We start from the raw sequence: 24,942 nt of genomic DNA, 5'->3' as shown, positions 1-24,942 counted from the left end.
GCATTCTCCGGGAGCGCGCCTCCGCGAGCAACCCGGAGGATTACAGCGACAGCCGACAGGCCTTCGTGTCCCCCACCTGCTCGCAGGCCCCCACCGCGCCCCCAGGGCAATCCCGGTCCAACCGGCAGGGCTGCCGACACCGCAAGGCCGCCCCTGAAGTCAGGCATACGCTACACGGCGAGCAGTCCATCGAGTTCTCACAGACCTCTCCCACCGACGCCGGAGTGCCCGAGCACGCCTGCACGCACAGCCCGTCCGGAGCACACTGGTAACCCGGCTCGCAGAGGCCGCCACCCGCGTTCCAATTGCACTTCTCCTCGCACCGCATCCGCTCCCTGGGACACGACGCGAAGGTGGGACAGTCGAGCGAGTCCGTGCACGCATCTCCCAGCCGAGGCCCCACGACACACGCGTCATTCGAGCACCGTCGCCCGTCCCGACACGCGAAGTCCGACACGCACGTCAGCGTGCACTTCGAGTCCTCACAGGCCGCGGCCGGGTCCGCGCACTCACACGCCCGCGAGCACGGGCCTCCCACCGCTACCGTGCTCGAACACCCCGCGTCCGGCGTCCCGCACCCCGTGCCCTTGCAGCCTCCGTCCGGTACACCGCATCCCGAGCCCGTGCAACCCGCGTCCGGCACCTCGCACGCAGTCCCCGTGCAGCCCCCATCCGCGGACGTCATCACCGGCACACAAGCAGTCAGCGGCTCGCCCGCCTGCGGCACCGCGCCGCAGCCGTACCCCGAGCGAGCACAGTCCTCGCCACAGGTCCGCAGGCACTGCCCCAACTCCGTCGCGCACACGGTGCCTCGAGGACAGTCCTTCGCCTCGGAGCACTCGAACAGGCAATACCCACCCGGAAAGCCCAGGCCGCAAGACAGGCCCTCGCCACAGTCCGAATCCGCGCCACAGGCCGCCCCCACCCGCTCCGCGTCCACGGGCTCGCAACCTCCCCGCACACAGACCTGTCCCTGGGAACACTCCTGGGACTCGTCACAGCGGATGCGGATGTCGAGCGGACAGCCCGGCGCGACGAGCAACACGAGCACGGGCAACAACGAGAGCGGAAGAAGGCGGCGCATCACCAAGGCCCGGTCGACTCTATGCGGAGGGACGCTCGAAGCGCAGCCCCTACACAGAAGGGCCCCGTGTCCCCCGACTCGAGAACACAGGGCCACCTCCGCCCACTACATGCAGGCGCCCATGACGCCAGGGGCGGCGAAGCACTGGCCGCTCTTGCAGTGCGCGTTCTCCGTGCACGGGAAGCCGAAGGCCCCCGGGCTGCAGAACCCCAGGACGGCGCCGACGACGGGCTTCACGCAGCTCCACGACGAGGGGCAGTTCGAGTTGTCACGGCAAATCCCCTGCATGCAGAAGCGGCCCTTGTTGGCCAGGTAGCCGTCGTTGCACACCGCGCCGCCCAGGCCCGTGGGGCAGGCACCGTCCTCGGCGCACGGCGCGAAGCTGGCGCAGTACGGCTGCCGCGAGCCGTCGTCATCCGGGTCCAGACAGACGGAGTAGTTGTCACAGCCGTCCTTGAAGTCGCTCGTCTCCGGGTTGCATGAAGGCGGGTTGGCCGGAGGCGCCAGGCTGCACAGGCCCTCGATGCAGACCTGGTTGCTCAGGCACTGGCTGTTGGAGGTGCACGTCGGCACGTTCTTGCTCTTGCAGTAGGAGGCCAGGGTGCCCGTGTCCTCGGCGTCGCAGTACTGGTCCGCCGCGCAGTTGGCGTTCGTCTGACAGCCGAGCGCACACAGGCCGTTGAAGCAGAACTGCCCGGAGGGACAGGCCTTGCTCGCGCTGCACAGCGCGGCGTCCTGCTGGCTGGGGTTGTCGTCGGGACCCCCGCCGTCATCGTCCTTCGTGCTGCCACAACCCACGACCGCCAGCGCCAGGAACAATCCCATCACGACATGTTTCATGTGCGTCTCCCCGAGGTTCGGTTGCACCGTGGCGGCTCTCCGCCAGCGTGCGATGGGCAGCCCCATCGCAACGTGCGTGCCGCGACCTCGCGAGACACCGAACCGCCCCGATTCCACGGGGTTGCGTGACGCCTCAGCCCCGATGACGGCCCGGCGCCGGGGGAAACGTGCCAGGACTGGCACGCGGAACAGGCCTCCCTGGGAGGCGGCCTGTCAGTCCCCCTCTCCCAGGTAGCGGAACAGCGAGCGCAGGCCGATGCCCAGCGCCGCCGCCGCGTCCTTCTTGCTGCCACCACAGCGCGCAATCGCCTCGCGTACGTAGCGCTGGACGAACGCCTCGCGCGCGTCCTCCAGGGGAATCATCGGCGTGGCGTCACCGCCCAGCTCCAGGTCCTCGGGCCCCAAGAGCTCGTCCGTGGCCAGCACCGCCGCGCGACGCACGCGCGACGCCAGCTCCCGCACGTTGCCGGGAAAGGGATGCCCGCGCAGCGCCTCCGTGGCCTTCTGCGTGAAGCCTCGTGCCCTGCGCGACTCCTGCGTCAGCACATGGTGGGCGATGAGCAGCACGTCGTCACCGCGCTCTCGCAGCGGGGGCACGTCCACGCGCACCTCCTCCAGTCGGAAGCGCAGGTCCGCGCGGAAGGTGCCTCGTCGCACCGCCTCCTCCATCCCCACGTGCGTCGCCGACACCACGCGCACGTCCACCTTGCGCGGCTGGTGCTCACCCAACCGCGTCACCTCGCGCTCCTGCACCACGCGCAACAGGCGCGTCTGGAGCGACAGGGGCATGTCCCCAATCTCATCCAGGAAGAGGGTGCCTCCGTCGGCCGCCTCCACCAGCCCCGCCCGCTCCGCACCCGCGCCAGTGAAGGCGCCGCGCGCATGGCCGAACAGCTCGCGCTCGATGAGGCTCTCCGGCAGCGCCGCGCAGTTGATGGCCACCAGTCGCCCGCGCCGCCCGCTGCGCCGGTGGAGCGCCCTCGCCACCAGCTCCTTGCCCGTCCCCGTCTCTCCTTCGATGAGGACGTTGAGCGGCGTGGGCCCCAGTCGCTCCACCTGCCGGTACAGCGCGCGCATCGATGGCGACTCGCCGATGAGCCCCTCGAAGGTCGCCGCTTCGATGCGGCGGGTGAGACCCTCCACTGTCGCGCGCAGCTCCGTCAGCTCGCGCCGGGTCGACAAGAGCAGCGCCGTCAGCGCGGAGAGCGCCATGGCCTCCTCCAGCTCCACCGCCGAGAAGGCCGGGGCTCCCAAGCGTCGCCCCAGGTACACCACCGACAGCGGCACCGACTCCACGCGCAGCGGCACCACCAACGCCGAGCCCAACCGCAGGGCCTCCAGGCTCGGTGCCCGCGCCAGCGCCGCGTCCGCTTCCACGTCCGCCACCCGCACCGGCGAGCCCGACGTCAGCACCCGGTCCACCAGGCTGTCCACCACCGCCGCCTCGGGCTTCGCTCCGGTGGCGCACAGCACGCGCCGGGGCCCCTCGCGCGAATCCGCGGTGACGAGGAAGCCCACGTCCGCGCCCACCACCTCGGCGAGCCCGCGCATCGCCACCTCCAACAACTCCTGGGGCGGGCGCTGCACCAGCAGTCGCGAGGACAGCTCCGCGAGCACCGCCACCAGCCGGCCCTCCTGTCGCGGCGCCACCTCCGCCGCGTCACGAGGCGCGGACTCCACCGCGTCGACGAGTTCCAGTTCCACCGTGCCCACGCGGAAGCGGTCCCCGGGCTCCAGCGGCGCCAGGTCCACGCGCTTGCCTCGGACCTTGATGTCGCAGCCCTTGCCCGCGGGGGACACGCTCCAGCCTCGCGCGTCGCGGAACAGCAGCGCGTGGCTCGGCTTCACGCCAGGCGCTGTGAGCACGGCGTCGCAGGTGGCATCGGAGCCTACGGAGATGACGGGCTTGTCCAGCGGGAGACGGCGGCCGTCGGGGAGGACCAGGAGCTGGGGCATGGCGGGAGCGGAGCGACTCTGTCGCATATCAGGAATGCGGAGCACGGGCGCGTACGCGGCACGACGCTCCCTCCACCCGAGTCATTGTCCGGACGCGCCCGGCTGCTATCACGGGGCCCCCGGAAGGAGCTTCCCATGGCCATCGCCACCATCGACCCGACGACGGGCAAGACGCTGCGCACGTTCAACGCCCTCACCCCGGCGGAGCTGGAGATGAAGCTCCAGCTCTCGGCCGACACGTTCAACACCTACCGTCGGACGTCCTTCGCCGAGCGCGCCCGGTGGATGCGCCGCGCCGCGGAGCTGCTGGACGCGGAGGCGGAGCGCTACGGCCGCATCATGACGGAGGAGATGGGCAAGCCGCTGGAGGCCGCCAAGGCCGAGGCCCGCAAGTGCTCCACCGCCTGCCGCTACTACGTGGCCAAGGCGGAGGGCCTGCTCAAGGACCGGCCCATCGAAGTGGGCGGCGACACCGCCTTCGTCCGCTACCAGCCGCTGGGCCCGGTGCTGGCCATCATGCCGTGGAACTTCCCCTTCTGGCAGGTGGTGCGCTTCGCCGCGCCCGCGCTGATGGCGGGCAACGTGGGCCTGCTCAAGCACGCGCACAACGTGCCCCAGTGCGCGCTCGCGCTGGAGGAGCTGTTCCTCCAGGCGGGCTTCCCGGCCGGCGCCTTCCAGACGCTGCTCATCGAGACGGCCGACGTGAATCGCGTCATCGAGGATGCGCGCGTCAAGGCCGTGACGCTCACCGGCAGCGAGGCCGCGGGCCGCTCGGTGGGCGCGTCCGCGGGCAAGTCGCTGAAGAAGGTGGTGCTGGAGCTGGGCGGCAGCGACCCGTTCATCGTCATGCCCAGCGCGGACCTGGACAAGGCCGTGGAGACGGCGGTGTCCGCGCGCCTCATCAACAACGGCCAGTCCTGCATCGCCGCCAAGCGCTTCATCGTCGCCGAGTCCATCGCCGCCGACTTCGAGCGCCGCTTCGTGGAGCGCATGAAGCGCGTCACCGTGGGCGACCCCATGGACCCGAAGACGGACCTGGGCCCGCTCGCCACCGAGAGCATCCTCAAGGGTCTGCACGCGCAGGTGGAGGAGAGCGTGAAGGCCGGCGCGCGCCTGGTGCTCGGAGGCAAGCCCCTGGAGCGCCCGGGGAACTTCTACCCGCCCACCGTGCTGGCGGATCCGCCCCCGAAGGCGCCCGCCTTCCATGACGAGCTGTTCGGCCCGGTGGCCACGCTCTTGCGCGCGAAGGACGTCCCGCACGCGATTGAACTGGCCAACGCGACGCCCTTCGGCCTGGGCGCCAGCGTGTGGACGAAGGACGCGGAGGAGCAGCGCCAGTTCATCGACGGCGTCGAGGCGGGCATGGTGTTCGTCAACGAGATGGTCGTCTCCGACGCGCGGCTGCCCTTCGGCGGCGTGAAGCACTCCGGCCACGGGCGCGAGCTGGCCGACCTGGGCATCCACGAGTTCCTCAATGCCAAGACGGTGCGCGTGGCCAGCACCTCCGGAGGCGAGTCGTCGCCCAAGGGCCGCGCCCTCAGCGAGTAACCCTCAACGCGTGCGCACCCGGCCATCCGACGGGCGGTGGACCTCTTCCAACGCCTGCGTCACGGCCTCCACCTCCGCGCCGAGCTGCTCCACGCTCTGGCGCAGGCCCAACCCGGCGATGTCCTCGCCGGCCGCGTCCGCCGAGCGCACCCGCAGCACCTGCGCGTACAGCCCCTCCAGCGTGTAGTAGAGCCGCGTGTGCTCGGCCTCCAGCCGGTCCGCCGCCGTGGCCAGCTCCGCCCGCTGCGCCCGCTGCGCGTCCAGCGCCGTCAGCGCGCCTTGCAGCCGCTCGCGCACCACCGCGTCCTTCTCCGCCGCCACACGCGTCGAAAGGCGCTCCCGCTCCTCTTCGAGCCGGCGAGTCTCCTCCGGTGTCACCAGCGCGCGCAGCTCCCGCTCCCGGCGCGCCAGCGCGTGACACCCCTGGCGCAGCGCCTCCACCGTGCGCTCGGGCGCGTGCACCACCTCGCGCAGCACCTCGGGCCCCTGCCCCAGCTCGGCCAGCAGCTTCGCGCACAGCGCATCCACCCGCGCCACCCTCGGGTCCTCCGACGACGGGGTATCCGTCTGTCCCGCGCCGCGCTCGCCGAGCCCGGACTTCGTCGGCGCCGCCTCGGGTGAAGGGCGCTTCAGGTACTTCGCCGCCACCAGGAAGAGTCCCAGCGCCACGAAGACGAGCCACCACATCCGCCGCTGCCCTATCGCAATCAAGAGACACGTCATCGCCGACGCCATGAAGGCCGCCGCCTTCGCCGGGTCCCTGGAGCGCTGGGAGGACCGCCGCGTCCGCACCGCGCTGTTCGCGGCCCGCCGGGCTTCCTTTCGCCACTGCTTCTCCCACTGCCGGCGGACCTTGCGAGGCGGCAGGCGACCCGTCTTGCGGACCCACGCCTCCACGGCCGCGTCCTCTCGCGCCTGCCCCTCCGACAGGGCGCCTTCCAACCGACGAAGACGCTCGTCCTGGAGCTGCGACGAGGGGGGCGGAGGTGACTCGGGAGCGCGGGGCACACGGTACGATAACGACTTCCCCCCGCGACGCGGGAGGGTGAGCCTTCCGCCCACTGTCTCCTTCATGTTGGGCGCGTCACCCCAACGTGACGCTCGGTTCACCTTGGGGAATGCTCAATCGTTTGCATTCTCCCTGGAAAAGGCCCATGAGATTGCGTCTGCGGGGGGCACAAGGGGTTCGGTGTCGTGGAGAGCATCGAGGAAAAGGGGGAGCGCGGGGAGCTGGGACCCGAGGCCATCCGCGCCCTGCGTGGAGGGCACAGTCGCGCCGCCTTCGCCCGCATGCTCGGTGTCACCCCCCTCACCGTGTACCGCTGGGAGCTGCCGGAGTCGGCGCCCCAGGCTCGCAGGCCCCGTGGGCGGGTGGCCCAGGCGCTGCGCCAGTTGCTGGGGGCCGGTGGGCTCTCCGGCGTCTCCCGCCTTCCCTCCCTGTCCCGTCAGCCCCTGCGTCCCGAGGAGAGCGTCCGGCTCCAGCCCTGCCTGGAGCGCCTGAAGCGGGCGGAGTGGCGCGCGGCGGAAGAGGAGCTGTTGACGCTGGGGGCCTCGGGCGTGCTCAAGACGCCGGGGGCGCGGGCCCTGGCGGCGGTGGGCCTGGCCCATCTCCAACGCTGGGGACGCGAGGACAGCCGGGGCGCCTTCGCCACGCTGCTGCCCCACCTGGGTGAAGCCGAGACGGGCCTCTTGCCGGAGTGGGTGGAGCTTCAAGTCCACGCGCTGGCGGCCATCCTCTACGCGTCACCGGACGGCAAGCTGCTCGACGTCGCCAAATCCGACGCGCACGTCGCTCGCGCCGAGGCGCTGATGGCGGAGCGCCCGGACCCGGACGCGCGCTGCCTCTTGCGCATGGCGCAGATGGCGGGCGCCTTCTACCTGGGCGAAATCGAGCGGGTGAATCGCTACGCCGGACGCGTGGCGGAGGCGCTCGCGGGGGTGACCGACCCGGCGCTGCGCCTGCTGGCCGAGGACGTGTGCGCGCACGAGGAGGCCATCCGCGGCGAGGCCACCCAGGCCACCCGGCGCTTCCGCGAGGTGGCACAGGGCGCGGCGCGGCTCGGGTATGCCTTCCTGGAGGCGCGCAACCTCGCCTTCCTCGCGCAGCGCCGCTTGGATGAAGCGTGCGAGCCGGAAGAGGCGCTCCTGCTGGTGCGCCGCGCGCGCGAGGCCGCGTACGGCGGACGCATGGCGCGGGGCTTCTCCTTCATCTTCGCCGCGCGCGCGGAGGCGGACGCGCTGCTGCGCCTGGCCCGCTTCGCGGAGGCGGAGACGGTGCTGGACGAGGCCGACGCCGTCGTCGAGGAGCTGAGCTGGTCGCCGCTGCACCTCGCGGTGACTCGCGCGCGGCTGTGGCTGACGACGAGCAAGCCCACGGAGCTGCGCAGGCTGGCGGCGAAGCTGGCCGCGTATGACGGCAACATCCAACGCGGACTCACCGGCGCCTACGCCCTCTTCGTGGAGGCCATGGCGGACCTCTCCAGCGGCCCCGCCCAGCAGGCCGCCGCGGGCTTCGCCGCAGCGGGCGCGCGCGTCATGGAGCTGGGCGGCTGGCCCTACCTGCGCCGCGAGTGCCTGCTCTATGAGACGGCCGCGCGAGGCTACGCGGGCCAGCGCGAGGAGGGCCGCGCGGTGCTGCGCCGCACCCGCGCGTTCCTGGAGCGGATGCCGTCCGCGTGGCACTCGGCGCTGCTGCACCGCTTCGAGGGCCTGCTGCTGGTGCTGGAGGGCCGCACGCGCGAGGCCCGCGAGCTGCTGGAGGCGTCGCTGGGCACCTTCCGCCTCTCCGGCGACGTGTGCATGGCCGGCTACACGCGAAATCTCCTGGCGTGGCTGGCGAAGCACGAGGGCGACCCCGCCGCCGACGAGCTGCTCGCCGCCAGCGAGGCGGAGCTGCGCCGCCTGGGCGGGATGACGCCGCCCCCCAACTTCATCCCCGCCTCGGTGCGTCCCCCCAACGAGCGCGCCTCCATCCCCGACAGCGCTTCCGAGAAGCGCCTGGGCGCGGAGGCGCTGGTGGTGCCCTTCGAGCGGCTGTCCGTGCGAGGCATGGGCGCGCCCCTCATCCAGCGTGAGCTGCTGGGTGTGCTGGAGGGGCTGTTCCCCGGCTGCGCGCCGCGCCTGGAGGAGGTGGACTCCCAGGGCCGCATCACCCTGCTGGCGGGACTGGACACGACGCCGAGCACGGACGAGGTGGAGTTCGGCGACGGCTGCGGGCGACGGCTGCGGCTGGGTGTCGCGGGCCCGCTGCCGGCGGATGGCCGCGCGCTGCTCACGGCGCTGTCACGGCTGGGCGGCTTCGCGCTGGAGGTGGCCACCCTGCGCGGCTTCGCGATGGTGAACGTGGAGGTGCCCGGCTCGAACGAGTCCGCGCCGGAGGAGCCGGGCCGGGACGCGGAGCTGCCGGGCTTCATCGCCGCCTCGCCCTCCATGAAGCGGATGCGCGTGGAGCTGGCGCGCCTGTCCGCCAGCCGCTCCACCGTCATCGTCACCGGCGAGTCCGGCGCGGGAAAGGAAGTCGTCGCGCGGGCGCTGCACGTGCTGTCCACCCGCTCGCAGCGCCCCTACGTCGCCTTCAACTGCGCCGCCGTCCCCAAGGAGCTCTTCGAGGGACAGCTCTTCGGCTACCGGCGCGGCTCCTTCACCGGCGCGGCGTCGGACCACCCCGGCGTGCTGCGCGCGGCCCACGGCGGCACCCTCTTCCTGGACGAGATTGGCGAGCTGCCGCTGGACGTGCAGCCCAAGCTCCTGCGCGTGCTGGAGAACGGGGAGGTGTTCCCCCTGGGCGAGACGCGGCCGGTGGAAGTGGACGTGCGCGTGGTGGCGGCCACCCACCGGGACTTGAGCCAGCTGGTGCGCGAGGGCCGCTTCCGCGAGGACCTCTACTACCGGCTGCAGGTGGTGCCGGTGCGGGTGCCCCCGCTGCGCGAGCGTCGCGAGGACGTGGTGGCGCTGGCGAAGCACTTCGTCCGGCAGCTCACGCCGGAGGGCCAGACGCCGCCCGTGCTGGGACCGGATGCCCTGGCGGCGCTGATGGCGCACTCGTGGCCCGGCAACGTGCGCGAGCTGCGCAACGTCATCGAGCGCTCCATGGCCTACGGGCCGCTGCCGACGGTGCTGGGGGCGGAGCAGATGCGCATCGCGGGCTGAGGGTTGAGGAATCGTCCCCAACCCGCGATGCGCCCCGCCCTGTTTCCCCACACCCCTGTGGGAACCTGTCGAGGCTGAAGGAAGAGGTCACGCTCCGGGCCGGGGAGGGGGGGAACCCCGGCCCAGAGCGCAGTGCTGCTTCCGAATCGATGCCTCTCAAAGAACACACCCATGGGCCAAAGAGGGGGGAAGCTTCGACCCTGGGTGCCGGGACCACTCGAGAGCGGTCACCAGTTCAAACCGTGTGTCGCCAGCCTCCGGAGAGGTCCGTCGCTCACTGACCATTCGTTAAGCACCATACGTGCCAGCCCTTAGGCCGATGGATCTGCTCAATGGAAATCATCCGAACGGGTAGTCAAAGGGAGCAGGTATATCCAACGGCCCGAGTGGGACATCCGGCTGGCCCTATCCGGATATGGCCTGACGCACTGCGAGCAGGGAGGCGAGCAGCGCGGCTGATGGCCCGGTTGAAACTGGATGAGGGGGCTCGGGCAGCGAGTGGGGTCGAAGTGGGTTAAGGGGACCGCGATGACTCACGCCGCCTCGTCACGTCGGTTCCAGGCCTTCAGCGTCGGAGTGCTGGTCTTCACGCTGGGGGTGATTCTGTGGGGCGCCTTCGTCCGGGCGACGGGCTCCGGCGCGGGCTGCGGCGACCACTGGCCGCACTGCAACGGCGAGGTGGTGCCCCGCGAGCCCACCGTGCAGACGCTCATCGAGTACACCCACCGGCTGACGAGCGGGCTCGTCATGATTCTCGCGGTGGTCCTGTGCGTGTGGGCCCTTCGAGCACATGCGAAGGGGCACCCGGTGCGCAAGGCGGCGAGCTGGGCGCTGTTCTTCATGCTGACGGAGGCCCTCGTGGGCGCCGGCATCGTGCTCCTCAAGTACGTGGCGGACAACGCGTCCCTGGGCCGCGCGGTGTGGATGGGCGTGCACCTGGTGAACACGTTCCTGTTGGTGGGCGCGCAGACGCTGGTCATCTGGTTCGCTCGAGGCCGTGCGCCGCTGACGTTCCGGGGCCAGGGGTGGGTGGGCGTGCTGGTGGGCACGAGCGTGGCGGGGATGCTGCTGCTCGGCGTGAGCGGCGCGGTGGCGGCGCTCGGTGACACGCTGTTCCCCTCGGAGACGCTGATGGAGGGGCTGCGCCAGGACGTGTCCGACACGGCGCACGTCTTCATCCGCCGGCGAATCCTGCACCCGGTGCTCGCGGTGTCCATGGGCGCGCTGCTGGTGCTCATTGGCCGGTGGATGGCGCGGCTGCGGCCCTCGGTGGAGGTGAAGCGCGCGGCGTTCATCATCAGCATCCTCTACTCGGTGCAGCTGATGGCGGGCCTGGTCAACGTGGTGCTGCTGGCGCCGGTGTGGTTGCAGCTGGTGCACCTGCTGCTGGCGGACTTCGTGTGGATGGCCGTGGTGAGCCTGTGCGCGGCGGGGCTCGCGGCCGATGCGCCCAGGGCGGAGCCGGTGGTGGAGACGGTGCCGACGCACGCGTCGCCCGTGTAGCGTCAGCGCGACTCCGACTCCGCGCGCAGCCGCAGGCCCTTGGGGACGAGGACGCGGCCCAGCGCCTCGAACACGCCGCTGACGAGCAGGGCGAGCACCGCGGCGGGCACCGCGCCTTCGAGGATGAGGCGCGTGTCGTCCAGGCGGATGCCGGTGAGGATGGGCTGGCCGTAGCCGCCCGCGCCCACGAGCGCGCCGAGGGTGGCGGTGCCCACGTTGATGACGGCGGCCGTCTGGATGCCCGCGAGGATGGAGGGCGAGGCCATGGGCAGGTCGATGCGCCACAGCCGCGCGCGCGGAGGCAGGCCCAGCGCGTCCGCGGACTCGCGGACCTCAAGTGGGATGCCGGTGAGTCCCGAGGCCGTGTTCCGGACGATGGGCAGGAGGCTGTAGAGGAACAGCGCGGCGATGGCCGGCCGCGAGCCGATGCCCAGCAGCGGAATCATCACCACGAGCAGCGCCAGCGAGGGGATGGTCTGGATGACGCCGGCGAGGCCGAGCACGGCCTGCCCGAGTCGGGGACTGCGCGAGGCCAGCACGCCCAGCGGCACCGCGAGCGCCAGGGCCCCGAGCAGCGAGACGCCGACGAGGAACAGGTGCTCCCGCGTGCGCAGCCAGACGCGGGAGGCGAGGCTGTCGCCGCGCACCACGGTGGAGACGCCCAGGGCTTGCGAGAGGAAGTCGGAGGCCACCTGCGCCTCGGGCACGCGCTCCAGTCGTGCGCGGGCGTTGAGCTTCACCATCTTCTCCTCCGACAGCGTGCCGGAGAGTCGCAGGATGGTCGCGAGGGCCTCTGGAGCGCGTGACTCCAGGTCCGCGCGGTAGAGGAGCACGGCGTCGTACGCGGGGAAGTGGTGCAGGTCGTCCACGAGGACGCGCAGGCCATAGGCGGCGATTTCAGCGTCCGTGGAGTACAGGTCCGTCACCTGGACGGAGCCCGCCTCCATGCCGCGATAGGCGAGGTCGTGGTCCAGGCCGCTGACCTCGCGCTGAGGGAGGCGGTAGCTGTCGCGGAGCGCGGGCCAGCCGTCGCCGCGCTCCATGAACTCGTTGCTGAAGCCGAAGCGCAGCGCGGGGTGCTCGCGCAGGTCGGAGATGCTCCGGATGCCGAGTCGCTCGGCCTCGGCCTCCTTCATGCCCAGCGCATAGGTGTTGTTGAAGCCGAGCGGCGCGCTCATGCGCAGCCCTTCTTCGGCCAGGGCGACACGCAGGGCCGCGTCATCGGGCAGCTTGCGGCCGGAGAGCAACTCCTGGCGCAGCGTGCCGGTGTACTCGGGATACACGTCCAGCTCGCCTCGGCGCAGGGCTTCCCAGAGCACGGCGGTGCCACCCAGCTCGCGCCGATGCCGCACGCTCGCGCCGGTGCTCCTCGCGAGCTGCGACACCATCTCCCCGAGGATGACGGACTCGGTGAACTTCTTGGAGCCCACGCGCACGGAGGGCTCGCCCTGGGTCGTGCTCGCGCGCTCGCATGCCGTCAGCGCCAGCGAGAGCAGGAGGAGCACAGCGAGACCCGTCGGTGCGCATGTTCTCCACGTGCTCATGCCGACGCTCCGCTTCCCGGAGCCAGTCGCTGGGCCTGGATGAACCGCGTGACGAACGGGTCGGCGGGACGGGTCTCCAGGTCCACGAGGCTGCCCTGCTGCACCACGCGCCCCTCACGCATGAGCACGATGTCGTCACCGAGGAACCCCGCCTCCGCGAGGTCATGCGTCACCAGCACCACCGTCTTGCGCAGCCGCGCGAAGATGGCGCGCAGGTCCGCTTGCAGCTCATGCCGCACCAGCGGGTCCAACGCCCCCAGCGGCTCGTCGAGCAACAACACCTCTGGGTCCAACATGAGCGCGCGCATCAACGCCACCCGCTGTCGCTGTCCTCCAGAGAGCTGCGCCGGATAGCGCGCGAGCGCCTCGGCTGGAAACCGCGTCAGCTCCACCAACACATCCCTCCGCTCGCGAGTCTTCGCGGGAGACCAGCGCAGGTGCTGGGCCATCAGCGTGACGTTCTCCTCACCCGTGAGATGTGGAAACAGCCCGCCTCCCTGGAGCGCGTAGCCCACCCGATGACGCACCGACAGCAGCGCCTTCGCGTCCGTGGGCAGGGGCTTGCCCCCATAGAGCACCTGCCCCGTGTCCGGATGCAGCAGCCCGTTGAGCAGTCGCACCAGCGTGGACTTGCCGCAGCCGCTCGGCCCCAGCAGCACGGTGGTCCGCCCCGTGGGCAAGGTGAGGTTCAGCGCGTGCAGCGCCTGCGTGGTGCCGAAGCGCTTGGAGACATCCTGCAAGGCATACACGCGGCGGCCCCTTCGCGCGGGACAGTGGGTTCAGGGTACGGAGAAGGCACCATTGCAGACCGCGGGGAACGCGGGCTCGGCCGACGCGAGGAAGCTGCACGCAGCGAACAGTGCCCGGTCATCCCACTGCATCGCCCCAGCCCAGACGACGAGCGGGCCTCGCGCGGACGGCGCGGTGAAGCGCTGACACCGCGCGGGCCGCTCCTCCAGGAGGCACTCCACCTCCTCCACGGGACTTGCGCCCGGCAGCGCCGCCCTCAGCTCGGCGACGCTCTGGTCCCTCCAGCGCACCGTCACCTCCTCCCGCGCGGGCCGATACACGCTCCACACCAACGACGCGTCGTCACAGCGGATGCGCCCATCGCGACTGGTGGACAATGACGGCTGGCAGCCTTCGGGCACCGCGAGCGTGCGCCAGGGCAGGCGCGGTGGCAGCAGCAACGCCGCCGCGTCCAGCGACTCGCCCTCCGGACTGCCGCGCGCCGCGAGGAACTCGAAGAGCTCCAGACAGCGCGTCAACGCGGGCTGGGCGTTGTCCTTCGCGACACAGCCAAGCTCCCGCTGCCGCCCCAGCAGCCCCGCCACGGAGACCAGATAGCCGCCCGCGCGACAGGAGCCCGGTCCCTCCAGGCCCGCGTCCCCCACCTCGCACACGGCGAAGCGGGCCGCCGGCCACGAGCGCCCCGCGAGCGGCAGCGCCCCCTCCGCCACCACCACCCCCTCCCCCAGCCGCTCCACCAGGCGCGCCCGGGCGAGCGTGAGCACTCGCGCGGCGGGCACGTCCTTGCGCTCGACGAGCCACACCGTCGCGTCACCACACTGATAGATGCGCGAGCTGGTGCTGTCGGGAACGGGCGTGCATCCCTCGAACAGCGCACGAGCTTCCGGCAGGAAGGGACCCGCGGGCGTGGCTCCTTCGGGCGAGACAGGCGGGACCTGCGGCGCCGACGTCGCGCACGCGCACAGCACCGTGAAACCCCAGGCCATCATCCACTTCCAGGCATTCGCCATGTGCCGGGATAGGCATCCGTCCACCGCGACGTCAACCCAGGAGAAGCGCCCGCGCATGGAGTCCCACACACGGCCTAGAACGCCGGCGCGGTGACACCGGGTCGCCCCGAGTCACCGCGCCGATGCCTCACGAGAGTCCGCGCGTCATTCAGCGACGCATCGACTTCTCGAGCTCCTTGGCCATCGTCTCGTTGCCCGCGATGCCCTGACGCGTCTTGCTCAGGAGCGCGCTGAAGGCGGCGTCGGTCTTGTACTTGTCCATGCCTTCCTTGGCCAGGTCCTGCCCCTTCTTGCCGTCATCGGCGACGCGCGAGAGGAAGTCCTTGTCGAACTCCTTGCCATTCTTCTCGCGGAGCTTGTCCAGCTCCTTCTCCGCCTCCGTGATGCGCTTGTTCAGGCGCTCGTCCACGCCCTCCATCTTCTTGTCGTAGCCCTCCTGCATGCCGGGGGTGGCCCCGGAGCCACCCGTCCCCGGAGGCCCGGCCAGGTCCACCGTCGCCACCTCGATGGACTTGCTGTCGGCCCACGCCTTGAGGTCGGACAGGTGCTGCTTGTGGTCCGTCACCAGCTTCTGCGCGAACTGGCGCACCTGCGGGTCCTGCGTCTTCTCCAGCGCCATGTTGCCCAGGGCAATCTGCTTGGCGTCGAACAGGGCCAGCTTGCCGACATACAGCTCCTTCTCGGCCGCCGCCTCGCCAATGCGCTTGTCTTCCTTGTGGGCCTTCTTGGCCTCGTCTTCCGCGAGCGCCGTGCCCGTCATCGAGCCGAACACCAGCGCCGCCGCCAGGGCCGCCGCACCACCACCACCACCAAGAATCCTTCGAGCCATGCCGTCCTCCTGGACAGGGAATGCCGGAAGCTGGTTCCCCCTCCGTGGCTCGGCAATCGCCGCTCGCAAGCTCGCCCCTCCCTGGAGCAGCACCCTTTCGTGCGCCGCGCGAAGTCGGGCGAGAGGCCTGACGGACGAGGCGCCCGACACACTTTCGTGCCGGACGCCCCACTGCTTCGAGCCGCGCCCGACTCAGGCGCCGATGCGCACCGAGCCGAAGAACAGCTCCGCGACCGCCCGGGTGTAGGCGATGCGGTCCGCGCGCTGCGTGTACGTGAAGGTGTAGGCCTGCTTGTCCTTCACGCAGTAGAACTGGAGCTGCGCGACCTTCAGCGCGCCTGCCAGGCAGGTGTACTCGCGCGTGAGGCCCTGTTGCCCGCCGAACTTCGCGGGCTTCTCACTCACGAGCGCGAAGCCCTGGGTGGAGCGCTGCAGCTGCGCCAGCGCCCGTGTCGCCAGGTCCTTCGCCGTCTCCTGTCCCTGTCTCGGCTCGGTGGAGACCACCACGCTGGCCCGGAAGCCCTCCTCCACCGGGCCCATGGCGACGACCTGACTCGCATCCGCCCAGCCTTCGGGCAGAGGCAGCGTGAGGTCTCCGTGTCGAATGGTGTTCGTGCTCATGGTGTCGGCTAGATCTCCACGTCGGCGATCTGCTGCTCCTTGTTGTCCTCACCCAGCTTGTCGAACAGCTCCCCCACGCCGTAGACGCCCACGCCGATGAGCAGACCGACGCCAGCGCCCAGCGGGCCGCCGATGGAGCCCACCGCCACGCCAGCGCCAATCGCTCCCGCGATGCTGACGCCACCCTTGGCGATCTGCCACCCGTCGCCCGCCTGGATGCCGCCGACGAGGTCGAAGCCGCCCGAGACGACGCCGAGCCCCGTGCCGACCGCGCCCAGCTTGCCGCCCACCGCGAGCGCTTCACGGAACCCCGAGGCCGTGGTGGACGCCGCGCGCAGACCCGCGAGCCCTCCCACTTCGCCGCCCGCGCCCGCGATGCCCGTCGCCAGCTCGGCGCCTCCACGGATGCCGTTGACCCCCTGGATGATGCCGCCGACGCCGCCGCCGATGTTGACCACGTTCTGCGCCGCGGCCACGTAGTTGCCCTGGCTGATGTTGTTCACCAGGTCCGCGCCCGAGGACAGCGCCCCCAGCGTGTTGCCGACGATGCCCAGGCTCTCCGCGCCCACCTGGACGCCGCGCGCGAACTTCGCCAGGCGCGCCGCCTCCGAGTCCGCATCCCCCGGGGGGTTCGCGTTCGCCGGGTCCGCATCTCCCGAGGGGTTCGCGTCGGCCGGGTCGCCCGAGGGAGCCGGGTTCGCCGGGTCCGTCTGTCCCGACGGATTCGCGTTGGCCGGGTCGCCCGTGGGAGCCGGATTCGCCGGGTCCGCATCTCCCGTGGGATTCGCGTTCGCCGGGTCCGCAGGGGGTGTCGACGACTGCGTCAGGGTGTTGAGCGCGTCCTGAGAAATCAACCCGAGCACGTCCTTGTTGATGGAGAGCGCCGCCGTCACGTCGCCCGTGGACTCGGGCGTGTTGATGGGGCCTTCGCTCTTCTCCTTGGCGGTGCCGGGCTCCGGCGTCATGGCGAGGTTGTAGAGTTCCTTCGCCATCTCGCCCCGCGTGACGTCCAGCAGGGCCTTCTCCTTCGTGTCCAGCTTGCCCAGGTCTCCTTCCGGGACGGGCCTGCCGTTGACCGACAGCTCCGTCTTCTCCGGGGTGACGCGCACCTGCGAGGAGCCCTCCGGGCCCTGGACGGACTTGGAGGCATTGACCAGTTGGAGCACGCCCGCGTCCGACTCGCGGCGCTGGCGCTCCGACGTCACCGTCGTGGGCTGTCCCCCCTGCGGCGTGCGCGTGCTGGTGCTGCGCTCGTCCACCTGGAGCCGACCGTCCGGGCCCACCGTGTCGGTCCGCTGGTAGTCCTGCTTCGTGGTGACGCCGTCCGCGCCCTTCGTCTCGCCCTTGGCGCTGGTGAGGATGCCTTTGTCGTCATAGCCGCGGCTGGACTTGGAGCTGATGTCGACGGGCTCGCCCTTCTTGTCGCCCTCGGTGCCGTAGACCTTGCCCTTCACCGTCTCTTCGACGGTGTTGCCCTTGGCGGTGCGCTCGGTGACGACCGAGATGTCCGGGTGGCCCTCGATGAAGGTCTGGCTGTTGTACTTGCTGCCGTCGGTCCTCTCGAGCACCCACTGCTTGGGGTTGTCCGTGTCGCCGTCGAAGGACTCGCCACTCTCGCCGTCCTCCGACTTGAGCTTGCCGGACACGCTCGACAAGTCACCCGCGTTGCGCGGCCCCTTGTCCACGTTGAAGCCGTCGTCCGCCGTGAGCTGCTTGCTCATGGTGGCCGTGGCCTGCACCTCGTTCACGCCCTCGCCCTGGGAGAAGGTCTGCGTGCGCGTGTAGGACGGCTCCAGGTCCTTGCCGTCCGGCCCCTTCGTTCCCGGAGGAGGAATCGAGTAGCTCTTCGTCTCCGTCCGGTCGATGGGCTTGTGTTCGTTGAACTTGTCCTTGAAGTTGTCGTCGAGCCCGCCCTCGCCCTGCTGCTGGCTGAAGCGCGTCTCCGAGCCCTCGACGCCACCACCGCCCTGCTTGTACGTCGTGGTGAGCAGGTCGCCCTGGTCGCGGGAGACCTTGCTCTCCTCCACGCCCACGGCCGGGTCGCGGCTCTTCTTCAGGTCCTCGATGGACGGAGGGTTGCGGATGTCCTGGCCCTTGGCGGGCGTCCACGTGGCCTTCTGGCTGGTGGTGGTGCCCTCCGGCCCGTTGCTCGTCACGACCTCGCGAGTGACTTGCTTGCTCTGGGGGTCGACGGCGCTGGTGTCCAGGGTGACGTTGTTCTTGTCGTCGCGCGTCGCGGAGATGCGCGCGGTGACCTCTCCCGTCGGGTCCTTCTGGACGAACTCGACGCGGTTGGGGTCCTTCGTGTCCACCGCCTCGAAGCCCTCGGGAGGCTTCTTGTCCTGGGCGGCCGTGAAGAGCTCGTCGACCTGGCCGCGCGTGGCCTCGTCCAGCTGCTTCTGCTGCGCGGCGACGGTGTCCTTGCTCTCCTTCGCGTTCTGGATGTCCAGCTCTTCGCGGGCCTTCGTCTGGCCAGGAGTCTGCGTGGAGACCTTCTCCAGCTCCGGGGCCAGGCCGGTGATGTCGTCCGCCTTTCCGTAGTGCCCCGTCTCGCGGAGGCCCTCCACCATGCCCTTGGCGACGTTCGTCACCGCCGGGTCCTTCGCGCTCGCCTTCAGCGCGTTGCGGAGGCGGATCGGCTCGTCCCCGGGAGAGGCCGAGTCGGTCATGGAGCGGCGGAAGCTGTCCGCCACGTCGCGGGACGCCTTGGGACTGGTCAGCTCGGCGGCGTGGCTCAGGTCGGTCACCGCCTGGGTCGCCTGCTCCTGCGACACGCCGGCATTGTCCAGGCTGGACGTCATGCGGTCGATGGAGGGCTGGGACTCCTTCATCAGGGCCTCGCGGTAGGCGGGGTCCGGGTTGGCCTCGATTTGCCGGCGCAGCTCCTTGGCCCCCTCGGCGGGGTTGCGCAGGGAGGCGTCATTCACCGCCTTCGCATCCGCGTGGACCGCCTGCTGCGGAGAGACCACCGACTTCGTCCCGAACAACCGCTCCTGGGCCTTGGGGTCCAGACTGCCGGCGTCGAAGACGTCGCGCACCTGGTTGGCTTCCGCGTACGGGGGCTTCTCGCCCGCCGCCTTCGCCGCGGTGTTGGCGGACTTCTGTGTCTGGAGGGCCCTGTTGGCCTCTTCAATGGCCTTGTTGTGCGACGTGTCGGAGAGCTGCCGGGCGGCGGTGGCCTCCTTCTGCGCCTGCACGAGCTTGTCATTGGCCTGGGTGGCCTCGGCCTGGGTGTCCCTGGCCACCTTCTTCGCCGCGTCCAGGTCCTTGCGCTCCGGGTCGGTCAGCTTCGCGCCCTTGCTGTCGGCCTGGGTCTGCTTCGCGTCGAGCTTGCTCTGGGCCTCGGCCGCCTTCTTCTGGGCGTCGTCCTTCGCGACCCTCGCGGCCTTCTCCTTGTCCGCCGCGACCTTCGCCTGAGCGGCATCCGTGCGCGCCTTCTGCTGGGCACCGGAGGCCGTCTTCTTCTGGGCCTCGGCGGCCTTCTTCTGGGCTTCGGCGGCGGCTTTCTTCTGGTTTTCCGCGGCCTTGCGCGCTGCCTCCGCGCGACGGCGGGCCTCTTCGGCCTGACGGCGTTGGGCTTCGGCGGCGGCGATTTGAGCGGAGTTGTTCGGGGGGCCGCTAACGGGGGGGGCCATTCGAGGACCTCTCAGGCAGGGGAATCCAGGCTCTTCTGGAATCCAGATCTCAATTCTCGAAACCTGAGAGAAAGAGTTGCGCGGGAAGGTGGGATTTTTCCGGACCCTTCCCGACGCGGCACGTCATCCCGGGAGTCGCCGCCGGTGACCCGACCCGTCGGGGAGCCCCTGGCCTAAGTCCAGACATACCCACGCACCCCTGGGAGTGCCGAGACAATGAAAGACATTTTACAATCACCCTCACCGAGTGGAGCATTGCTGTCTCATCCGCCCGGGAGTGCGTCGTCGGACACACGGGGATTGTCTACAGAATGTCTCGGGGTGGCATTGACTCTCTCTGTTTCATTCAGTTATTCACCCAATCTCCATCTTCCCTGGAGATGACAATGATTGGCAGCGTCGCGAAGAAGAATGGTCGTCTGGCCGTGTTTGCCGGTGCCCTGCTGAGCCTCGCCGCGTGCAAGGGTGAGGAGGCCGCGGAGGCCCCGTCGCCGGCGGACCCCGCGGTGGAGCAGACGGCGCTGCACCGGGGCTGTGCGACGGTGGAGCCCTCGGTGGAGGAGCGCGCCGCCATCGACGCCTTCCTGGCCGAGCAGAAGACGGCGATGCGCGCGGTGGGCTCGGTGACGGTGCCGACCTACTTCCACGTCATCAACAAGGGCACGGGCATCGCGAACGGCGACATCCCGGACTCGCAGATCACCGCGCAGATGAACGTGCTGAACGCGGCCTATGCCAACACCCCGTTCCGCTTCGTGCTCCAGGGCACGGACCGCACGACGAACTCGAAGTGGTTCGCGCTCAAGGACGGCAGCGCGAACGAGCGCGCGATGAAGAAGGCCCTGCGCAAGGGTGGCAAGGAGAGCCTCAACATCTACACCGCCAACCTGAGCGGCGGCCTGCTGGGCTGGGCGACGTTCCCCTCCAGCTACACCTCGCAGCCGCTGCAGGACGGCGTGGTCATGCTCTACAGCAGCGTTCCGGGCGGCTCGGCGGCGCCCTACAACGAGGGCGACACGGGCACGCACGAGGTCGGCCACTGGCTGGGCCTGTACCACACGTTCCAGGGCGGCTGCACCGCCACGGGTGACTCCGTCAGCGACACCCCGGCCGAGGCCTCCCCTGCGTACGGCTGCCCCACGGGCCGCAACACCTGCTCGACGGCGGGCAACGACCCCATCACCAACTTCATGGACTACACCGACGACAACTGCATGAACACGTTCACCGCGGGCCAGTCGGCGCGCGCGGACCAGTTGACGGCGACCTACCGCTAGGACGTCTCACGACAGCACGGACTGTTGTCGGCTCGGCGCCGGGGTCTCCCACGAGGAGGCTCCGGCGTCGTTGTTTTCAGCGGCGTCAGTCGCCCCGGGGTGTCTCACGCCCGAGCGCTGGGGGGACACGGCGAGGCCTCGGAGGGACGCCGGTGGAGCGCTCGGCGTCCCACGGTGCCTCAGGGGCTGCGAGGACAGACGGGCGTCTCGGCGGGGCAGCGCCCGTCGCGGTCCTTCGGCTTCGTCTCCGTGCACTCGGCGATGCGCGCGAAGGTGGTGCTCGCGGCGAGGCTGAGGTCGGAGCCATTCCACCCGCGCAGAATGCCGTGCCCCGCGCTGTCCTCGATGCGCGAGTTCGCGATGAACGGCGCCGTCGGCTCGTCGAACACGAGGATGGCCGAGCTGACATCGAACCCAGGCGGCAGGTAGTTGCACCCGAAGCTGGAGCACTGGCACGCGCCACCCGCGTAGCGCACCACCACCGACTCCAGCCGGTTGGCCGCGTTCATCCCGTCGAAGCGGATGCCCGTCCAGTCACCCGCCCTCGGCGTCGCCTCGCTCGATGTGAAGGTGATGGGCCGAGCGGCCGTTCCCGCGGCGATGAGCGCGCTCGTCTCGTCGTAGATGTCCAGCGTCGTCGCCGGCTCGAAGCGCAGCGTCGCGCCCGCTTCGATGGTGAGCGTCGCCGCCACCCGATTCCCACCCACCTGGAGCCCCTCCAGCCGATAGGGCACGCCCAGGTCCTTCAGCGTGGCATTGGCGCCCAGGTAGAACACCGAGGCCGACGCGATGGACGGCCCCACGTAGATGGAGTCATCCAGGTTGCCCGTGTACGTGCCCGACGGCAGCGTCCCCAGGGCATTGGGATTGACGGCGAGCGGCTGCGGCCGGGCCGTGCTGCCGGACCCGCGAATGGTCAGGTCCGAGGAGCCCGTCGCGAAGCCCGAGGTGCCATTGATGAGGATGCCGGGCCCCTGCGAGCTCTCGATGGTGACGTGGTTGACGAACAGCGGCGTCAGGCCGGGGAGGTCCGCGCCCGCATTCACGCGCACCGTGGCCAGGGCCGTCGCCGTGTCTCCGCCTCCAGAGAACACGGTCCACTCCAACCGCGCCGAGCCTCCCGTCCCGATGAGCACCTGGCCCCACGGCTTGCCCGACTCGCGTGACTCGAAGCGCACGGGCTGGCCCTGCTTGCCCTCGACACGGAGCACGCCGCCGCTGTCCACCTGGAGGGAGGCCCCCGCCGCGATGCGCACCGTCGCGCAGGCCGCCACGGTGACCTGCCCCCGGATGGTGAGGTCGCTGGTGATGACATGCGGACCGCCGGCGGCCCACGTCTCCGGGCTGGAGAGGAGGCCCTGGTGCTCCACGACGGCGCCGGTGACCGCGGGACACCCTTCTTCCGTGTCGGGTCCATCCCGCGGCGTTTGCGAGTCCTCGGTGCATCCGGACCACAGCGAGGCACTCAAGAGCAACGAAAGCGCGAACCGGCGCGATGCGACGTGCATGTCATCTTCCCCAAAGCAGATGGACCAACCCCTCTGCTCGCGAACATGGCTGATTCCCACGGACGTGCCAATGCACGCGCCCACCCCGGCGGCCCGTTACATTCGTTTACATTCCGCACATCCTCCCGCGACATCCCGGCGTTGAACTGCGAGTCATCCAAGGACCCCGAGGTCCTGGCCCTGGGAGGTTCGATGTCGTCCCCACGCCCCATCCGACGTCTCCACGCGGTGGTTCCGCTCGCCGTCCAAGTCCTGTTGCTGCTCGCCTTCGCGTCGCGGTCCGCGATGCCCCCGAGCCTCGACATGAGGTCCAGCCTTCGACCGACAGACCTGGTGGAGCTGTCCCAGCTCCTCGTCGAGGTCGGCGTGTGGCAGGCGCGCCGGCTGAATCCCCAGGAATGGGTGAAGCAGCTCATGACGCCTGGGGGCGCCTGCGCGACAGGCCTGCTCCTGCTCAGCTGGCGGAGGCAACTGGTGGGTGATTCGCTCCCGTGGTTCGACGGCGAGCCCGCGGCGTGCCCGCGCCACTAGACTGGGAGACATGATGGGAACCGCCACACCGTCACCCGGCATCGAGGTGCTCCTCATCGAGGACGACGCGCACCTGGCGCGCCTCACGGCCGAGTACCTGGAGCGCCAGGGCGTGCGCACGTGCGTCGCGCGGGATGGGGAGCTGGGGTTGATTGAAGCCTCGCGCCGCGCCTTCGACGCCATCCTCATCGACATCATGCTGCCTCGGAAGGATGGGCTCACCGTGTGTCGAGAGCTACGGGAGCGCTCGGCGGTGCCCATCCTCATGCTCACCGCGCGCGGCGAGGAGGCGGACCGGGTGATGGGATTGGAGCTGGGCGCGGACGACTATCTGCCCAAGCCCTTCTCCTCTCGGGAGCTGCTGGCGCGCATCCAGGCGTTGGTGCGTCGCAGCCGGGGCCTGCTGGGGCCCTCGCGCGAGGTGGTGCGTGTGGGCGCGCTCACGCTGAACCGGAGCGACATGCGGGCGTCGCTGGATGGACAGGTGTTGTCGCTGACGCGGCACGAGTTCGCGTTGCTGCTCGGGCTCGCGGAGCGCGCGGGACGGGTGCTGTCGCGTGAGCAACTGCTGGAGCTGGCGAAGGGCAGCGACCCGGACGGCCCGGTGGACCGAGCCATCGACGTGCATGTGTCCCGGCTGCGTCAGAAGCTGGGGGACGACGCGCGCAACCCTCGGATGCTCAAGACGGTGCGAGGCGTCGGGTATGTGCTGGAGAGGGGTGAGGAGTCATGAAGCTCCTCGAACGACTCCGTCCCCGCCGGATGTTCTGGCGCATCTATCTGTATGGCCTGTTGATGCTGGGGGGGGCCGTCTTGTCCTTCGCCCTCATCACCAGGCTTCTTCAATTTCAGGGGAACCAACCGAACCTCGAGCACTTCCAGGAACTGGTGGAGCTGGCCAGCTCGGACCCCTCCGACCTCGCGCTCATGCTCGAGTCCCTCGACAAGAAGAAAAACGTCCAGGCCACCCTGTATGACCTTCAGGGCAACGTGAAAGCGACTTCGGCACACCCTCCGCTGAGACCCCTCGACGACGCGGAGTGGCGAGAAGTTCGCAAGGCCAATAACTGGTTCGAGAGGGATGAACTCAACTTCTGGGCCGCCCCCACGTGGCGCGGCGATGTCGTGACGGGCGTGCTGATCTACCGGACCGTCACCCATCGCTGGGTCTACGTGGCGCTCAGTGTCAGCCTGGCCGCCGTGCTCTTCTTCCTGGCGGGAATCTCCGTGCCCCTGGCGCGGGCGATTGTCTCCCCGTTGGAGCGGCTGACGACGGTGGTGGGGGAGTTCGGTCAGGGGCGCTTGTCCGCTCGTGTGCGGCTGAAGGGCCGGAACGAAGTGGCGGTGCTGGGAAACACCTTCGACACGATGGCCGAGCGGATGGAGTCACTCATCCGGGGCCAGAAGGAGCTGCTGGCGAACGTGTCCCATGAGCTGCGCACGCCCCTGGCACGACTGGGCGTGACGCTGGACCTGGTGGAGGACGGGCGACCGGAGGAGCTGGCGACGCGACTGCCGGAGCTGCGGCGGGACATCGGTGAGCTTCAGCAGCTCGTGGATGGCGTGTTGCAGATGGCGCGGCTGGACCTGGAGGCGAATCAAGCGGGACAGCCGGGGCCTCGCATCCAGCGCGCGACGCTGCGGCTGACGGAGTTCCTGAAGGACGCCGCCGAGCGCTTCCAGAAGAGCGCCCCCGAGTGTCCTCTCCAACTGGAGCTGCCCGAGCACCTGCCCACGGTGGAGGCCGACCCGGTGCTGGTGCGGCGCGCGCTGCACAACCTGCTCGACAACGCGCGCAAATATTCGGAGCCCGGCAGTCCGGTGACGCTGCGGGCCCAGGTGGAGGCCGGCACGGTGCACCTGGAAGTGGAGGACCGGGGCATCGGCATCAGCGACGAGGACCTGCCCAAGCTCACCACGCCGTTCTTCCGCACCGACCGCAGCCGCACGCGGGAGACAGGAGGCACGGGCCTCGGGTTGACGCTCGTGCGCCGCATCGTCGAGGCCCACGGGGGAATGCTGTCCCTCCAGGGTGTCTCCGAGGGAGGAACCCGCGCCCGGCTGGTGCTTCCATCATCATCGGCGCAATTCGCTAACAACAACTCAAGCCAAGCAGATCATGAGCTAAGCAGTTCGTTCGTGGCCGACCCATAAGGT

The 24,942-nt window shown here is 70.3% G+C and carries 18 protein-coding genes; 7 read left to right on the top strand and 11 right to left on the bottom strand.

Annotated elements, in window-relative coordinates; translation table 11 throughout:
- Nucleotides 1-40: 40 nt before the first annotated feature.
- From LZ199_RS11770 to LZ199_RS11760, 3 genes are all read right to left on the bottom strand, one after another.
- Nucleotides 41-1,084 carry a DUF7107 domain-containing protein gene (locus tag LZ199_RS11770; protein ID WP_253993748.1) on the bottom strand — a complete coding sequence of 348 codons (1,044 nt, stop codon included), beginning with the start codon at nucleotides 1,082-1,084 and terminating at the stop codon, nucleotides 41-43.
- Between the two features lie 105 nt (nucleotides 1,085-1,189).
- Entirely contained in the window at nucleotides 1,190-1,924 is a 735-nt protein-coding gene (locus tag LZ199_RS11765) for a hypothetical protein (protein ID WP_253993747.1), read from the bottom strand.
- A gap of 213 nt (nucleotides 1,925-2,137) precedes the next feature.
- Complete coding sequence (locus LZ199_RS11760; protein WP_253993746.1) at nucleotides 2,138-3,907, bottom strand: sigma 54-interacting transcriptional regulator; 1,770 nt, start codon at nucleotides 3,905-3,907, stop codon at nucleotides 2,138-2,140.
- A 108-nt stretch (nucleotides 3,908-4,015) separates the two neighbouring features.
- Here LZ199_RS11760 and LZ199_RS11755 point away from each other — a divergent pair, with 108 nt between their 5' ends.
- Complete coding sequence (locus LZ199_RS11755; protein WP_253993745.1) at nucleotides 4,016-5,428, top strand: NAD-dependent succinate-semialdehyde dehydrogenase; 1,413 nt, start codon at nucleotides 4,016-4,018, stop codon at nucleotides 5,426-5,428.
- 3 nt (nucleotides 5,429-5,431) lie between these two features.
- Here the strand turns inward: LZ199_RS11755 and LZ199_RS11750 are convergent, their stop codons facing one another.
- Nucleotides 5,432-6,436 carry a hypothetical protein gene (locus LZ199_RS11750; protein ID WP_253993744.1) on the bottom strand — a complete coding sequence of 335 codons (1,005 nt, stop codon included), beginning with the start codon at nucleotides 6,434-6,436 and terminating at the stop codon, nucleotides 5,432-5,434.
- 186 nt (nucleotides 6,437-6,622) lie between these two features.
- On the opposite strand from LZ199_RS11750, the gene LZ199_RS11745 reads away from it, so the two are divergent.
- A complete protein-coding gene (locus LZ199_RS11745) occupies nucleotides 6,623-9,577 on the top strand; it encodes a sigma 54-interacting transcriptional regulator (RefSeq protein ID WP_253993743.1) in 2,955 nt (984 codons plus the stop codon).
- 528 nt (nucleotides 9,578-10,105) lie between these two features.
- Nucleotides 10,106-11,080 (top strand): COX15/CtaA family protein, encoded by a 975-nt coding sequence (locus LZ199_RS11740; protein WP_253993742.1) that lies wholly within the window; start codon nucleotides 10,106-10,108, stop codon nucleotides 11,078-11,080.
- A 2-nt stretch (nucleotides 11,081-11,082) separates the two neighbouring features.
- On the opposite strand, the gene LZ199_RS11735 is transcribed toward LZ199_RS11740, so the two are convergent.
- From LZ199_RS11735 to LZ199_RS11710, 6 genes are all read right to left on the bottom strand, one after another.
- Entirely contained in the window at nucleotides 11,083-12,624 is a 1,542-nt protein-coding gene (locus tag LZ199_RS11735) for an ABC transporter permease/substrate-binding protein (RefSeq protein ID WP_253993741.1), read from the bottom strand.
- Nucleotides 12,621-13,373 carry an ATP-binding cassette domain-containing protein gene (locus LZ199_RS11730; RefSeq protein WP_253993740.1) on the bottom strand — a complete coding sequence of 251 codons (753 nt, stop codon included), beginning with the start codon at nucleotides 13,371-13,373 and terminating at the stop codon, nucleotides 12,621-12,623. The genes LZ199_RS11735 and LZ199_RS11730 overlap by 4 nt, the downstream gene beginning before the upstream one ends.
- Before the next feature lie 30 nt (nucleotides 13,374-13,403).
- On the bottom strand, nucleotides 13,404-14,384 hold the full coding sequence (locus tag LZ199_RS11725; RefSeq protein ID WP_253993739.1) for a hypothetical protein: 981 nt from the start codon (nucleotides 14,382-14,384) through the stop codon (nucleotides 13,404-13,406).
- A 148-nt stretch (nucleotides 14,385-14,532) separates the two neighbouring features.
- Complete coding sequence (locus LZ199_RS11720) at nucleotides 14,533-15,213, bottom strand: DUF4142 domain-containing protein (protein WP_253993738.1); 681 nt, start codon at nucleotides 15,211-15,213, stop codon at nucleotides 14,533-14,535.
- 192 nt (nucleotides 15,214-15,405) lie between these two features.
- Entirely contained in the window at nucleotides 15,406-15,834 is a 429-nt protein-coding gene (locus LZ199_RS11715) for a DcrB-related protein (RefSeq protein WP_253993737.1), read from the bottom strand.
- An 8-nt stretch (nucleotides 15,835-15,842) separates the two neighbouring features.
- The gene (locus LZ199_RS11710; RefSeq protein WP_253993736.1) at nucleotides 15,843-19,469 is read right to left on the bottom strand and encodes a hypothetical protein; all 3,627 of its coding nucleotides are present in this window, start codon (nucleotides 19,467-19,469) and stop codon (nucleotides 15,843-15,845) included.
- Between the two features lie 386 nt (nucleotides 19,470-19,855).
- Here LZ199_RS11710 and LZ199_RS11705 point away from each other — a divergent pair, with 386 nt between their 5' ends.
- The gene (locus LZ199_RS11705) at nucleotides 19,856-20,746 is read left to right on the top strand and encodes a zinc metalloprotease (RefSeq protein ID WP_253993735.1); all 891 of its coding nucleotides are present in this window, start codon (nucleotides 19,856-19,858) and stop codon (nucleotides 20,744-20,746) included.
- 179 nt (nucleotides 20,747-20,925) lie between these two features.
- Here the strand turns inward: LZ199_RS11705 and LZ199_RS11700 are convergent, their stop codons facing one another.
- Nucleotides 20,926-22,254: a hypothetical protein gene (locus LZ199_RS11700; protein ID WP_253993734.1), complete on the bottom strand. Its 1,329-nt coding sequence runs from the start codon at nucleotides 22,252-22,254 to the stop codon at nucleotides 20,926-20,928.
- Between the two features lie 192 nt (nucleotides 22,255-22,446).
- Between LZ199_RS11700 and LZ199_RS11695 the strand changes: the two genes are divergently transcribed.
- From LZ199_RS11695 to LZ199_RS11685, 3 genes are read left to right on the top strand one after another with little or no spacing between them, the layout of a single operon-like run.
- Complete coding sequence (locus LZ199_RS11695; RefSeq protein WP_253993733.1) at nucleotides 22,447-22,785, top strand: hypothetical protein; 339 nt, start codon at nucleotides 22,447-22,449, stop codon at nucleotides 22,783-22,785.
- A 13-nt stretch (nucleotides 22,786-22,798) separates the two neighbouring features.
- Nucleotides 22,799-23,518 carry a response regulator transcription factor gene (locus LZ199_RS11690; RefSeq protein ID WP_253993822.1) on the top strand — a complete coding sequence of 240 codons (720 nt, stop codon included), beginning with the start codon at nucleotides 22,799-22,801 and terminating at the stop codon, nucleotides 23,516-23,518.
- Entirely contained in the window at nucleotides 23,515-24,939 is a 1,425-nt protein-coding gene (locus LZ199_RS11685; RefSeq protein ID WP_253993732.1) for a sensor histidine kinase, read from the top strand. Before LZ199_RS11690 ends, LZ199_RS11685 begins: the two co-directional genes overlap by 4 nt.
- The last annotated feature ends 3 nt before the right edge of the window (nucleotides 24,940-24,942 follow it).

This window comes from Myxococcus qinghaiensis, from assembly GCF_024198215.1.
GTDB classification, from domain to species: Bacteria; Myxococcota; Myxococcia; order Myxococcales; family Myxococcaceae; genus Myxococcus; species Myxococcus qinghaiensis.
Note: the sequence above shows the minus strand (reverse complement) of the source record. Positions and strands in the feature narration are given on the sequence as shown.